Source organism: Paenibacillus sp. ALJ109b, assembly GCF_010747435.1.
Lineage (GTDB): Bacteria > Bacillota > Bacilli > Paenibacillales > Paenibacillaceae > Paenibacillus > Paenibacillus taichungensis.
In genome coordinates this window covers 59,536-73,390 of record NZ_JAAIFP010000031.1, presented here as the reverse complement: position 1 = coordinate 73,390, position 13,855 = coordinate 59,536, and the positions used below count along the sequence as shown (strand labels likewise).

Here is a 13,855-nt window from a genome sequence, read left to right as displayed (position 1 = left end):
TATCAGATATGGGGGAGCCGGTTATGGCGCAATGGATTGTAGATTACCTGCCGACGTGGAATATCATTCGAATTAGTGGGATCGCCGCTTATTTGCTGCTCTTTGCGGGGGTATTTCTGGGGATTGCCCAAGGGATGCCCATGGCTAAAGGCAAACCTAAAGCGGCCATGTTTAAATGGCATACCCGAACGACCTGGCTCGCCTTTGGACTTGGACTTGTGCATGCGTTAACCCTATATATTGATCACTATAGTCCATTCACCTGGAGTGAACTGCTTATTCCGTTTACGGCTTCAGTACATCCGATCGGCAGCGGACTGGGCACGTTATCCTTTTATGGTTTGGTGATCGTACTGCTATCCAGTGATTTGCGTAACAAGCTTGGCCGCAAATGGTGGTTTATGTTCCATATGTTGTCTTATCCCGTATTCATCGGTTTACTGTTTCATGGCATGGTTACCGGTTCTGATTCAGGCAATGTGATTTTGCGTCTGATGTACGTGTTTACTGGCTTGAGTATAATTGGTATTACGGTACTTCGTGGCATGCTGCGAGAACGCAAAGGCCCGGAAATTACAATTGGACCCAGTCGTGTACAGTCTAAGCCAGCAGCGGAACAGAAATGGGCTGAGGTGTATCGTTTGGCGGGAGCGGGAAGACAGGAGCATCTGAAATAGCGTATTACAAAAATAAGTGAATCAACACAAAAGAAGCGGCCTGGTGGCCGCCTTTTTGTCATGATCAGAATAAGTCTGAATGTTGAATTTACTTGGTTCGTTCATTTCCAACTCCTGTTACACATGCAAATTATACGATATCATCGCTGACAGGTTTCTCACCCAGAGCTTCTTCAAGCTCCGATTGTTTGCGATGCGCAATCCGACTGCTGGCCGCCGAGGCGATAGCCCCCACGATATCATCCAGAAACGTATGCACAGGCCCAAGGCTCTTGTCGTTCAAACGTTCAAGCACACCGGGTTTTAGCTTGTCTACATAACCGTAGTTCGTAAATCCGATACTGCCGTATACGTTGACGATGGAGAATGCGAGAATCTCATCCACGCCATATAATCCTTCATCATTTTCAATCATCTCCTGCAAAGGAGAAATGAGTTTGCCTTGCTCTGCCAGTAAGTCCAGTTGAATGCCTGTCAGGACTGCGTTCTGCACCTCACGTTTGCGTAATACTTTCTCCACATTGTCGATACATTCTTCCATCGTAAGACCTGGGTAATACTTTTTCTGCAGCATCATGACCAATTCTGCGATCTCAGGGATCGTAACGCCCCGCTTGTGCAGCCATTCCCTCGTTGCCTCTGCCACTTTACGGCTATTCAGGCTGTAAGGGATTTTTTCTTGCTCCGGATGTTCCATGGGCGATTCCTCCTCTGAAGTTAGCAATGTCCCTACACTTGTATCCTAATACGTTATTAACCGTTTTGGGTTTCTTTGCTATCCTTCGACGGGGATGGAAGGCCTGTTTTCAGCTTTATGCATGATGAGCTTGTTTAAAAAGTAGTTATTTTTTGGACAAAGGCTCGTATACATGGTAGTACAAACTGTAAAAATGATGAGGGGGAACGTGATCATGAGTAAGATCCGTTATTTACGTACAGCTTCTGCAGCTGCGCTGTTGAGTATTCCTGTGGTGTTATCTGGATGTGGCATGTTTGGGGCACAGTCCACCGAGGCTATTGATCCACCGCCGCCGATTCAGGAAGCGGCCATGATTCAGGCGGCTGAAGGCAATGGATCACTTGCCAAGCTGACACTTACAACCGTATACCTCCAGGACCAACAAGGTTTGCTGGCTCCGGTATCCATGACACTCCCGTCGGGCACGGACGTCAGCAGTCCAAAAACAGCCCTGGATACACTTGTGACGGGTGGTCCATATGCAGGGATGTTGCCTGAAGGATTTCAGGGCGTTCTCCCGCAGGGTACCGTTGTTCAGAACGTAACGATTCATTCGGATGATAAACTGGCAGTCGTGGAGTTCTCCGGCAATTTTGCCAAGTATGATGCCAAGAACGAGCGCAAAATGCTGGAGGCAGTCACCTGGACACTCACGGGTACACCAGATGTGCAGAACGTACAGATCTGGGTAGACGGCAAAAAGTTAACGCAAATGCCAGTAAACAGCACGCCACTACCGGAACCGCTGAATCGGGCGGTGGGTATCAATCTCGATTTGGGTGATACATTCACGACTAACAGCAGCCCGGTAACGGTTTATTTCTCAGCCGCTTCGCCAGCAGGCATTCAATATTATGTCCCGGTTACACGTCTAGTGACACCTGGTGTAGACCGGGTGCAGGCGGCGCTGAATGAACTGATCAAGGGACCAGCCAAAGGCGGGGAGCTGGAAGAGGTTATGACAGGCGGAACGCAGCTGCAATCGGTCAAAACGTCTGAGGATGGAACCGTAACGGTTGCACTCAAAGACGATATGTTCACTGAGGGAGATGTCGTGCCAAGTGAACTGCTGCAATCCGTCGTATTGACTACGGCCGAGAACACAGCTGGCAAGGAAGCTAAAGTCCAGATCGAATGGAATGGGCAAAAGACAGTCATGAGTGATGATAACCGGGATTACAGTACCCCAGTATCGAAGCCTGAATATATCAATGAAATTCCAATTTAAGTCACAAAGAGCGGTCTGATGTACGGTTGACAGAACTCTTTGGTGGACAGGATGCTTTTAAGTGAACTCTTTGGTAAAATAGAAGGGATTAGTAAAAGTGTGAACAAGCTCGACATTACAGGATGCTTAAGTCGTAGGAGGCAGAAATGATGAGATCTAACGGACGAACCAGCGACCAGCTGCGCCCGATGAATTTAACAATTAACACGAATAAATACGCCGAAGGTTCTGTACTGATTGAAGTGGGAGATACCAAGGTTATTTGTACAGCTACGGTGGAGGAACGTGTTCCTCCCTTTATGAAAGGGCAGGGTAAAGGCTGGGTAACGGCTGAATACTCCATGCTGCCACGTGCAACACATACCCGTAATCAGCGTGAAGCGAACCGCGGCAAATTGACTGGACGCACCATGGAAATTCAGCGTCTGATTGGCCGGGCACTGCGCTCGGTCGTTAACTTGCAGGCTCTTGGCGAGCGTACGATTACACTGGACTGTGATGTAATTCAAGCCGACGGCGGTACACGCACAACGTCCATTACTGGTTCGTTTGTAGCTCTGGCGCTCGCGGTGAACAAAATTGCCCAACAGCATAAATTGCAAGTATTCCCGATTACGGATTTCATTGCAGCGGTTAGTGTGGGTGTAGTTGGAGAACAGCCTGTGCTGGATCTGAACTATGATGAAGATTCCAAAGCCAAGGTAGACATGAACCTCGTGATGACAGGCGGCGGGAAATATGTGGAGCTTCAGGGAACAGGTGAAGAAGCACCATTTGACCGTCGTGAGCTGAACGCGATGCTGGAGCTGGGTGAGCAGGGTATTCTGGAGATGATTGAGCGTCAAAAAGAAGTTCTCGGTCCCATTGCACTCAAGATCGGTGCTCGTGGATTAGGAGAAGCCTAACATGAGTCTGGATAGCCCAATTATCATTGTCGCAACCCGAAATGCGGGGAAAGTACGTGAATTCGCTCATGCATTCGCTCCACTGGGCAAAGAGGTCAAAAGCATGTTCGACTATCCGGAGCTGCCGGATGTCGTTGAGGATGGCGTAACCTTTGCAGAGAATGCCTGGAAGAAAGCCAAAGCGGTGGGCGATGCTCTTGGTCTGCCTGTCCTGGCTGACGATTCGGGATTGTGCGTGGATCTGCTGGATGGTGACCCGGGAGTGTATTCTGCGAGATATGCAGGCGAGGGTGCAACCGATGCGAAGAACAATGCCAAACTACTTGAGGCGCTGGAATCGCTCAAATCCGGTGAGGATACGGAGCAACCGCTTTTGAGTCCAGCAAGTTTTGTCTGTGCATTGGTGCTGTATGATCCCGCAACCGGACACAAGTATGAAGCGGAAGGTACGGCTGAAGGCTGGATCACAGCTGAGGCAGCTGGTGGTGGCGGTTTTGGATACGACCCACTTTTCTACGTACCTGAATACGAGATGACGATGGCTGAGCTTACGCTGGAGCAAAAGCAGGCGATCAGTCACCGCGGGAATGCCCTGAGAGCGCTCGTATCCAGCCTGAAAGGCTGAGATTCAAACGAATCGGCTCATATGATTATGAATGTATAAGGTGAATTATTGCCTTGCTTAAATATCAAAGCGTTAGTGGAAGGTAAGAGTCATTCCTGTGGAATGCTTCACCGACCATTAACGTTTTTTTATTTTTATGGAGTGGAGCCGATGTTAATAAAGCCAGTACGTGGGACCCAAAATAAATCCCGCTTTTTTCAGTGAAGATATCAGAACGTATGTTCTTATACCTATATAAAAAATGCGGAGATTTCACGTTTGAGCAGCGCATTAGGACCGGGGTTGGAAGAAGTTGCAAGTCTTGTACCGCATGGGTTAACATTCAAGTTAACGAATCATCAATGAACTCAAACGGAGGGGATTTGCTTATGCAAGAAGTGAAGCTTACGGTGTCTTATGATGATTATGAGAACGGTATTCGTATGGAAACGCTGATTAGGGAACTGGCTGCCAAACCGGAGGCTGGTTCGCTGGAGAGTCTGATTATTGGAGACTGGGGGCAGGCCTATGAAAATTCGCCGGATGAATTTATGGGCACGCTCATCGAGCTGGCTCCAAGCTTTCCTTCTTTGAAGAAACTGTTCATCGGAGATATGGGCTTTGAAGAATGCGAAGTATCATGGATTATTCAGACGGATCTCACACCACTATTGGTTGATTTCCCAGAATTGAAGTCATTCACTGTGAAGGGCAGCAGCGGACTAATTCTGGAACCCATCGAACATGCCAAACTTGAAGAATTAATCATTATTTGCGGTGGTCTTCCCAAAAGTGTGTTAGCTTCAATTGCCCGGGCTAAGTTGCCTGAATTGCGTAAGCTTGAGCTGTATCTGGGCGTGGAAGATTATGGATTCGATGGTTCACTTCAAGATGTACTTCCACTTTTGGAACAGGGTTTATTTCCAAAGCTCGTATACCTGGGTCTGAAAGACAGTGAAATTCAGGATGGGATTGCGAAAGCTGCAGCTGAGGCGCCAATTCTGGATCAACTTGAAATCCTGGATCTGTCAGAGGGCACGTTGTCTGATGAAGGGTCTGAGGCGCTTCTTGCCAGTGACAAGATCAAAAAACTGAAACATCTCAATCTCAGTTACCACTATATGACAGACGAAATGCTTATTCGCTGGAAACGTTCCGGTATATCTGTAGATGTTAGTGAGCAACAACAGAGTGATGAAGATGACTGGCGTTACCCGTCGTTAACGGAATAAATGATGTCAGGCATGACGGAAATGGAAGAAAATTTGCAAAGCCCAGTTAAGGATTCGGATATGACTCTGGAGCAGCCGTTATTGTTAATTGGAAACCCGAATAATCGCCGTACCCTTGGATTACAGGAGGCAAGACAGCGTATTGGCTTACAACCTGCATTTGTGCTGCCTTATGCCCATTTACTAAAGACTTGGAGACGGGGCGGAACGATGGCGGATGCCGTACAGCAATGTCTGGAAGGGCGAGGGACTACGCACATGCAGGGAGAGCCGTGGATATCTTCACCAGCATCGATGTTATATGCGAATCATGATTCAGTAGACGGAGTGAGTAACGTACCTCTTATTCGAATAGATGCCCCTGGTGAGGAATGGGATGTAGAGCGTGAGCTGCTCTTTCTTGGAGCTGTAAATGATGTATCTCCGTTAATCGATGGCCCTTCTGCGGGAATAATTCCGGCAGCACAGACACTTACTCTTGAACAGGAGTGGGGGCGGATCTACGCGCCTAGCCAATGGTTTCGTGGCTGGAAGGCCTGTTTGGAACGAGTTCGTCATGAAGCCCGGAAATATTGGCCTAATGCCCGATTCATGAATGATCCCGATGAAATTGCGATTATGTTTGATAAAAGGAAATGCCAGCAGCATCTATCTGCCCATGGCGTTCACGTTCCCCCAACGCTCCAATCTTCGGAGCCGATCCGCAATTATGCGGACCTGCGTACAGCGATGACAACAGCCGGTATGAATCGCGTTTTCGTGAAGCTTGCGTGTGGCTCCGGTGCTTCAGGCGTTGTTGCCTATCAAATTAATCCGCGAACGGGTGCCGAAATCGCTATAACCACTGTGGGAATGGAACGGGTTCAGGGAAGGATCATTTTTTATAATGAAGGCCGGTTGCGCAGGTACACACATACTTCAGAGATTTCTGCGCTCATGGATTGGCTGTGTGCTGAGGGGGCCCAGATTGAACGTTGGATGGCAAAAGCGTCCCTGGGTTCAAGTGTATTTGATATTCGCCAGCTTGTGGCAGGTGGACAAGCAGGTCATGCCATCGTACGACTTAGTCAGACACCAATCACCAATCTGCATTTGCGCAATGAGCGGTTGCTTCCCGAAGAAGCAGGGCTGGATGAACAGCAGATGAATGGAGTAAAGACGGCAGCGAAAGCAGCAATGGCTGCCTTCCCATACTCATGGTCTGCCGGGATTGATGTGATGCTCAGTGGAGATACTGAGCCGCGTGCCTATATTTTGGATGTGAATCCGTTCGGAGATTTGTTGTACAGAGTGCAGCATAACGGACTTGGAACCTATGAATGGGAAATGGAACTTTTGCGAAAGGAGCCTTACAACTATGACTGATATGAACACCATCGTAGGCTCCCATGATCTATTAATGATTACACTGGACACGTTAAGGTATGACGTAGCCAAGCTGGAGGAACCGAATTGCCCCAACCTGTGCGGTACGGGTCCTTGGGAGAAGCGTCATACTCCGGGAAGTTTTACATATGCGGCACATCATGCTTTTTTTGGTGGCTTCATGCCTACACCTGCTAATACAAACAAAGCATCCCACGTACGACTTTTTCATTCCCGGAATACCGGATTAAAGACGCATCCGCATACGTGGCTGTTCGACACACCGGATATCGTATCCGGTTTTGCAGCTGAAGGATATCGTACGATTTGTATAGGTGGGGTCATTTTCTTTACCAAGAAAAATCCGCTCGCCAAAGTGCTGCCAGGTTATTTTCAACAGAGTTACTGGCGGATGAATTTTGGGGTAACCAACCCCAAATCGACTGAGCATCAGGTTCAGCATGCCTTGAAGCTGCTAGAGCAAAGCGCACCAGATGAGAAGTTGTTTTTGTTCCTGAATGTGTCTGCCATCCATGGGCCCAATCGCTATTTTGTGGAGGGTGCAAGAGAGGACTCGGTAGAAACACAGCGTGCAGCGCTTCGGTATGTGGACGAGGCCCTTGGGCCATTGTTTGATGCAATGAGGCAGCGTTCAAGGCCTACGTTTTGTTTAGCTTTTTCCGATCATGGCACGGCGTATGGTGAGGAGGGCTATCAGGGGCACAGGTTGGCGCATGATGTTGTCTGGAATGTGCCTTACCGTGAATTTATTTTATAGAACTAATGATTCATATCATCAACAACTACACACCGGATACAGGGAGGAAACCGATGGACGATCAATCTCAACATACGACAGCAGGTCATTCCGCACAGTCCGGATCCAACACAACTACAGGTCTCAGAGAAGTACTTGCTTCACCCTATCGCTCTTATTTATATTCGTATCCCCATAAGACCGCATATCGGGAGTTGAACCCGCCTTTACCGCTCGGTCCATTGTGGGAACGTGAGAATACCGATACGTATTTTTTATATATGCACATTCCGTTTTGTGCCGCTCGTTGCGGATTCTGCAACCTATTCACGTTACCGGATCGTCGTGATGACACCCATGTGCGTTATGTGGATGCGCTGGAACGGCAAGCCAAACAGTGGGCACCACTCACATCACGCAGACCCTATTCGAGGTTTGCCATCGGTGGTGGGACACCCACATTATTAAATGAAATTCAGTTGAACCGCTTGTTTGATATTGCGGAACAGGTGATGGGGCTCGATCCGACGCAAGCTTCGATCTCGGTAGAAACGTCACCGGATACCGTGACGGAAGCCAAATTGGCGATCCTGAAGGAGCGAAGTGTGGACCGGGTAAGTATGGGCATCCAAAGTTTTATCGAAGCCGAAGCCTCAGCCATTTACCGTCCGCAAAAACCACAGGAAGTGGAACGCGCGCTTGAGAAGCTTACACGGTATGAATTTCCTCTGTTGAATCTAGATCTGATCTATGGTCTGCCGGGACAAACGGTGGAATCATGGCTGTACTCGCTGGAACGTGTCCTTTCATATGAACCGGGTGAGATTTTCATTTACCCACTCTACACCCGCGAGAATACCATTGTGAAACCAGATGATATTCAGCGTCAGGGACCGGATATTCGGATGGAGCTGTACAAGGCTGCGCGTGAGACTTTAAAAAGCAGGGGCTATGTCCAGTATTCCATGCGCAGATTTGCCAAAGAACAATCATCTTCTGGAAGCAAAGAGCTTCTACCCTACAGCTGTCAGGAGGAGGGCATGGTTGGTCTGGGTTGTGGCGCACGCTCTTATACCAGTGAAGTACACTATGCTTCCAAATATGGTGTTAGTTATAAGGCTACACAGAGCATCATCGCCGATTATGTGGCAACCGAGGGTTATGATGTGGCCGATTACGGCATTGTACTCAGCCGGGAGGAGCAGAAGCGCCGCTTTATTCTGAAAGCCCTGCTGCATCGGGAAGGTTTGGCGCTGTCGGATTATGATGAGCGATTCGGAACGGAAGTCCTGTCTGACTACGGATGGTTGAGTGAACTGTTGTCTGAGGGCATGGCTGAGCTTGAGCAGGACGATAAGGGTAACCAGGTGCTGCGTCTGACAGAAGAGGGATTGGGCTACTCGGATGCTATTGGAGATTGGCTCATCTCCGCTGAGGTTCGTGAACAAATGGAAGGGTTTGTGTTCTCATGAGAGCAACCTTGTATTATCGGGGGAAGCTGTCGTCCTGTAATTACGACTGTCCATATTGTCCGTTTAGCAAAACGGTAGATTCCAAGGAGACGTTGGAAGTGGATGAACAACAACTGCGTCAATTTGTGAATTGGGTGAGAGATCAGGAGAGTGCTGGTCATCAATTTTCGATTTTCTTTAACCCGTATGGAGAAGCTCTGGTAAGACGTTGGTATCGGGAAGCAATGATTGAACTATCCCATATGCCACACGTTGACAAAATTGCAGTTCAAACCAACCTATCTGTCAAACTGGACTGGGCCCGTGAATTGAACCGAGATAAAGCGGCTTTCTGGGCGACCTATCACCCACGTGAGACGAAGGAGTCTTCCTTCGTCAAACAATGTTTGACTTTACGTGAGATGGGACTTGCTTTTAGTGTGGGGACAGTTGGATTGCGCAGTGCATTCCCTGCTATTGAATCGATGAGGCAGACTTTACCCGATGACGTGTATATGTGGATCAATGCATTTAAAGATCGACCCAAATATTACAGCGTGGAAGAGGTCGACTTTTTACGATCCATTGATCCACTGTTTGAAGGGAACCTGCGGGATTATGAGAGTCTGGGCAAGCGCTGTTCCGCTGGTTCGGAGGTATTTTATGTACAAGGGTCAGGGCATGTAAAAAAGTGCTACAAGGATCGTCGGATTATTGGGCATTTATACCGCGATGGTTTGGAGGCTTTGGCAGCGGATCGGCCGTGTGGCATGAAGAAGTGTGGCTGTTATATCGGTTATATTCATATGGAGAATTCACCGTTCAGGGATATTTTCGGCAATGGGTTGCTTGAACGTAATCCGGTTCTAATTAATCGATAGATAGAGGTCAGCAAGTAGGAAGATGCTACGGAAGAATTGCAGTAGCCTCTTGGTCAATTTAAAGTGGGATAACGTGTAGCCATAGTTAATTTGAGTATGATAAAGGGGTGCCCGATGAACAGCTATTATGCTGCTCATCGGCACCCCTTTTACGAATGAAAAGATACATTATTTATCGAATGGCCACTTTGTACGTACGCAACCACGAGTTGATCTGTGTCAGATAAGCAAACAACTGTGGACCCGACATTAACTGTCCAAACCAAGGCAGGTTTGATGAAGCATCCGGTGAGGAGGCCAATTTGCGAATTTGGGCTTTGTCGATTAATGGCAAGATCGGTGAGCTTGCGTCATCCAGAATATCAAGCACCTGCTGTTTAACGGCAGCAAGATACTGAGGGTTATGTGTTTTCGGATAAGGACTCTTTTTCCGGTACAACACATCGTCAGGCAGTACACCTTCCAGCGCTTTACGCAGAATGCCTTTTTCCCGTCCGCCTGTCATTTTCATGTCCCAAGGCACGTTAAACACATATTGAATCAAACGGTGATCACAGTAAGGTACCCGAACCTCAAGCCCAGCCCCCATACTCATCCGATCTTTCCGATCCAGTAGTGTAGGCATGAACCGGGTGATGTTCAGATAGGACATTACTCGCATTTGGGCTGCCTTACCGGTCTCCCCATCGAGTAAAGGCACTTCAGCCACAGCATCCGAGTAGCGGTCCGCGAGGTAGTCCAGAGGCCTGATCCATTCCCGAATGTCCGGGGATAACAATCCTGCTCGCATATCAGGCGCTACAGACCATGGGAATGTACCGGAGTTCAGCATTTCTTCCCGATGGAACCAAGGATAACCACCAAATACTTCATCCGCTGCTTCGCCTGAAATGGCAACGGTGGCTCCTTTTTTGATTTCCTTACAGAACAGATAGAGAGAGGAATCTACATCTGCCATACCCGGCAAATCACGCACAAGCATCGCTTGGGTCAGGGCATGAACCAGTTCTCCGTTTTCAATCTCAATCCAGTGATGATCTGTCTTCAGTTCATCTACCATACGCTTAATCCAGGGACCATCTGCTCCAGGTTGGAAGGAATGGGCCTGAAAATGCTTTGCATTATCCACATAGTCGACAGAATACGTGCTGACCTGGCCTTGACCTGTACGGTTATAATAATCCACCGCTAACGCAGATAGAGCACTTGAGTCCAATCCACCCGACAAAAGGGAGCAGACCGGAACGTCCGAAGCCAATTGGCGTTCTAATGTATCCTGCAACAGTCTGCGTACTTCGGCAGCTGTCTCTTCCAAATTATGTTCGTGATTCTGACTTTCCAGCTTCCAGTAAGCATAGGTTTTAATCCCGTTTCGGTTGTAGATAAGCGCATGCGCAGGTTTAAGTTCGTTAAGGGAGGAGTATACGCCGTGTCCAGGTGTCCGGGCAGGACCGACAATAAATACTTCTGCCAAACCTTCAGGGCCTACCGCAGCTTCAACATCCGGATGGATGAGCAGTGCTTTGGGTTCTGAGCCAAATACGAGTGCATCCTTTGCATGACTGTAGAACAGGGGTTTGACGCCCAGCCGATCACGGGCGATAAAAACCTGTTCGCGTCCGCCATCCCATATGGCAAAAGCAAAAATTCCGTTAAACCGGTCAACGCAGGCCGGTCCCCACTCAATATAAGAGGCGAGCAGCACTTCCGTATCACATTGTGTGCGGAAATGGTGTCCGCGCTGGAGCAATTCCTTTTTCAACTCGGGTGCATTGTATAGTTCTCCGTTATACACGACGGTATAGGAGGTGTCTCCCTGTAACGCATGCATGGGCTGTGCCCCGTTCTCCGGGTCCATAACGCTGAGACGCCGATGTCCGAATGCACAAGGATTGGAGATCCATGTACCTGAAGCGTCGGGCCCCCGGTTCGACAAGCTGTCCGTCATCCGAACCAGCAGCTCTGATTCCTGGGTCAAATCCCGATTCCACTGTATGAAGCCGGTTATACCGCACATGGTTTGTTCATCCTTTCTTAGTCGAGTCATTCATCCGTATGGCTGCTTAGTTGCTAACAGCCAGCAAATGTTGTCTTTTTCGTCAGAAGTCGTAACAAATATATGCCGAAAGCAGGCATAAAATGTCTGTCCTCTTCGGAAACTAGTTCTAGGGACAACGGCATCAACATGCCTGTGAAGGAGAGAACTTGCAAATGGACAGTATGACCTATTATGTATCTGTCATGGGGCGCTCCGTTATTCCGGATCCGCACGTAACGTCGTATGAATGGGTGATCCAGGCGACGCCTCAGGAGGCGGAACAATTACTGGGACTGCTTAATCTGATGCAGGAAAAAGAGGAAGAGGCCTTTCCAGGAATGGTATTCCCTTGGCCGGATACGCCGGAGGAGTCTGTAAACCGTGCATATGAAGCTGTGTTACAGCAGGTGTATCGGGAGATTTATCGCCTAGGAACACCAGAGACCCGATACCAGATCGAACAAAGTACATGAAATGGACAAAGGAGCGAGATAACAAATGTATGCTATTCAGGATGCCAAAATACGCAGATTAACCGAAGTGGATGGATTATCTTGTGCAGAAGTTGAAGTACAGCCTGGAAATACGGGTGATCCGTCTTTACTTGTATACGTTGCGGCTACCCAGCCAGGGAATTCGCTTGAAGTCGTTCGAATTGTACGCAATCATTCGGATGCAGTCCTGGATTGGTACAATAACAACATGCATACAGCGTTTGAAGATGCCACGGAAACGGCGTTTGAGAACAGTGAAGGCATTGCAGCAGGGGAAGATAAAGCCCGGTTTCAGAGTGAGTTACTTGCTTTTGGATTACTGGGACCGACACTTCAACGCTATTTGGTGGGGCAAGGTTAAGGTGGTCGTTCCAACAAATACCGATAGCTGCAAAGGATAAGCAAAATTACCCGGAGCCATACTATATACAAGTTCCGGGGAGGTGATAGCAATGGCTTCCAAGTTCAAGAAAAACAAAGGGAACCTTTATGCGCATCATACCGAGTTTGCCGAGGAAGTGCTCGCCATTAACAGCAAGCGTCCTGCCCAGAAAAATCCGTGGCGTCAGGGAAACAAGTAACCGGAATGCAGAAACCCGCCCTTCTTTCGAAAGGCGGGTTTTTGAATGTTAATTTGGTTATGGAGCTTGTGGTTAGGCATATTCACGCAGCACTTGAATACCTTTGACGATATTGTACACAAAACTTAATGCATAAATAACAAAGAAGAGTATTACAAATCCGACAGCGGAACCCAGACTGTGGGCGGTAACGAAGAAATAAAGTAGCGGTATTGCCGCAAGAAACGGGAATATATGCGAGAATAAGGCTCGTTTCGCATGTCCTTCAATATAGTTGTCTTTGGCTACAATCCAAATGATGATGGGAAACAAGAACGGTGCGAAGAAAATACTAAAATAGGATAATGCTGATAAAAGTTGTCTCATAGCGGTTTCTCTCCTTTATTTGGTTCAGTAGAATGTATGTATGCAAATGATTACCCAGCAAGTCTCATCATGAATATGTCTGCCATTTTAAATGCACTGAGCATAATATCCTCAATATTGCCTGCTTAAAGCATTCATATTCTGTACCTGTGTTGAGTATGAAAATAATACGTTCAAGTCATGTGGAATGATGCAATTATTAATTTTTTTATAAAACTATTGAAAAATATAGAAATCAGAGTATAATAGAAATCGCGCGGTATTTTTATTATACATATTTGTCTCAGTAGCTCAGCAGGATAGAGCAACGGCCTTCTAAGCCGTCGGTCGGGGGTTCGAATCCCTCCTGGGACGTTAGAAAAAGCTTCCTTCGGGAAGCTTTTTTGCGTACAGGGGATGAGAGCCCCAAAGGTTCGTCGGAGCATAAGCTTCGGAAGGAATACTTCGCAGTCTCGACTGCAAGGAGAGTATCCCTCCTGGGACGTAAGAAAAAGCTTCCTTCGGGAAGCTTTTTGCGTACAAGGGATGAGAATCCAG

General features: G+C 48.0%; 15 protein-coding genes and 1 tRNA gene. 13 read left to right on the top strand and 3 right to left on the bottom strand.

What is annotated here, in order from left to right; translation table 11 throughout:
• Positions 1-23: 23 nt before the first annotated feature.
• Positions 24-677 (top strand): ferric reductase-like transmembrane domain-containing protein, encoded by a 654-nt coding sequence (locus G3352_RS26395; RefSeq protein WP_163761121.1) that lies wholly within the window; start codon positions 24-26, stop codon positions 675-677.
• Between the two features lie 130 nt (positions 678-807).
• Here G3352_RS26395 and G3352_RS26390 read toward each other — a convergent pair whose 3' ends face one another.
• Positions 808-1,374: a phosphatidylglycerophosphatase A family protein gene (locus tag G3352_RS26390; RefSeq protein WP_076290808.1), complete on the bottom strand. Its 567-nt coding sequence runs from the start codon at positions 1,372-1,374 to the stop codon at positions 808-810.
• 214 nt (positions 1,375-1,588) lie between these two features.
• Between G3352_RS26390 and G3352_RS26385 the strand changes: the two genes are divergently transcribed.
• From G3352_RS26385 to G3352_RS26350, 8 genes are all read left to right on the top strand, one after another.
• The gene (locus tag G3352_RS26385; RefSeq protein ID WP_163761120.1) at positions 1,589-2,644 is read left to right on the top strand and encodes a GerMN domain-containing protein; all 1,056 of its coding nucleotides are present in this window, start codon (positions 1,589-1,591) and stop codon (positions 2,642-2,644) included.
• 146 nt (positions 2,645-2,790) lie between these two features.
• Positions 2,791-3,549: a ribonuclease PH gene (gene rph / locus G3352_RS26380; protein WP_053783129.1), complete on the top strand. Its 759-nt coding sequence runs from the start codon at positions 2,791-2,793 to the stop codon at positions 3,547-3,549.
• A 1-nt stretch (position 3,550) separates the two neighbouring features.
• Complete coding sequence (locus G3352_RS26375; protein WP_163761119.1) at positions 3,551-4,174, top strand: XTP/dITP diphosphatase; 624 nt, start codon at positions 3,551-3,553, stop codon at positions 4,172-4,174.
• A gap of 368 nt (positions 4,175-4,542) precedes the next feature.
• On the top strand, positions 4,543-5,385 hold the full coding sequence (locus G3352_RS26370) for an STM4015 family protein (RefSeq protein WP_163761118.1): 843 nt from the start codon (positions 4,543-4,545) through the stop codon (positions 5,383-5,385).
• A gap of 12 nt (positions 5,386-5,397) precedes the next feature.
• Complete coding sequence (locus G3352_RS26365) at positions 5,398-6,750, top strand: STM4014 family protein (RefSeq protein WP_240343230.1); 1,353 nt, start codon at positions 5,398-5,400, stop codon at positions 6,748-6,750.
• Complete coding sequence (locus tag G3352_RS26360; RefSeq protein ID WP_163761117.1) at positions 6,743-7,528, top strand: STM4013/SEN3800 family hydrolase; 786 nt, start codon at positions 6,743-6,745, stop codon at positions 7,526-7,528. The genes G3352_RS26365 and G3352_RS26360 overlap by 8 nt, the downstream gene beginning before the upstream one ends.
• Positions 7,529-7,581: 53 nt before the next feature.
• Entirely contained in the window at positions 7,582-8,979 is a 1,398-nt protein-coding gene (locus G3352_RS26355) for an STM4012 family radical SAM protein (RefSeq protein WP_163761116.1), read from the top strand.
• Positions 8,976-9,839 (top strand): STM4011 family radical SAM protein, encoded by an 864-nt coding sequence (locus G3352_RS26350; RefSeq protein ID WP_163761115.1) that lies wholly within the window; start codon positions 8,976-8,978, stop codon positions 9,837-9,839. The genes G3352_RS26355 and G3352_RS26350 overlap by 4 nt, the downstream gene beginning before the upstream one ends.
• 172 nt (positions 9,840-10,011) lie before the next feature.
• Here the strand turns inward: G3352_RS26350 and asnB are convergent, their stop codons facing one another.
• Positions 10,012-11,856 (bottom strand): asparagine synthase (glutamine-hydrolyzing), encoded by a 1,845-nt coding sequence (asnB, locus tag G3352_RS26345; protein WP_064635806.1) that lies wholly within the window; start codon positions 11,854-11,856, stop codon positions 10,012-10,014.
• 194 nt (positions 11,857-12,050) lie between these two features.
• On the opposite strand from asnB, the gene G3352_RS26340 reads away from it, so the two are divergent.
• The 3 genes from G3352_RS26340 to G3352_RS31515 all read left to right on the top strand — a co-directional run bounded on the left by G3352_RS26340 (position 12,051) and on the right by G3352_RS31515 (position 12,952).
• Positions 12,051-12,350, top strand: coding sequence for a hypothetical protein (locus G3352_RS26340; RefSeq protein WP_063566707.1), 300 nt, complete (start codon positions 12,051-12,053; stop codon positions 12,348-12,350).
• Between the two features lie 25 nt (positions 12,351-12,375).
• Positions 12,376-12,732 carry a hypothetical protein gene (locus G3352_RS26335; protein WP_053783121.1) on the top strand — a complete coding sequence of 119 codons (357 nt, stop codon included), beginning with the start codon at positions 12,376-12,378 and terminating at the stop codon, positions 12,730-12,732.
• Between the two features lie 91 nt (positions 12,733-12,823).
• The gene (locus G3352_RS31515; protein ID WP_256984583.1) at positions 12,824-12,952 is read left to right on the top strand and encodes a hypothetical protein; all 129 of its coding nucleotides are present in this window, start codon (positions 12,824-12,826) and stop codon (positions 12,950-12,952) included.
• 72 nt (positions 12,953-13,024) lie between these two features.
• Here G3352_RS31515 and G3352_RS26330 read toward each other — a convergent pair whose 3' ends face one another.
• Positions 13,025-13,318 carry a magnetosome magnetite crystal formation protein family gene (locus G3352_RS26330; protein WP_053783120.1) on the bottom strand — a complete coding sequence of 98 codons (294 nt, stop codon included), beginning with the start codon at positions 13,316-13,318 and terminating at the stop codon, positions 13,025-13,027.
• A gap of 280 nt (positions 13,319-13,598) precedes the next feature.
• Between G3352_RS26330 and G3352_RS26325 the strand changes: the two genes are divergently transcribed.
• A tRNA-Arg gene (locus G3352_RS26325) sits at positions 13,599-13,672 on the top strand.
• Positions 13,673-13,855: the final 183 nt, after the last annotated feature.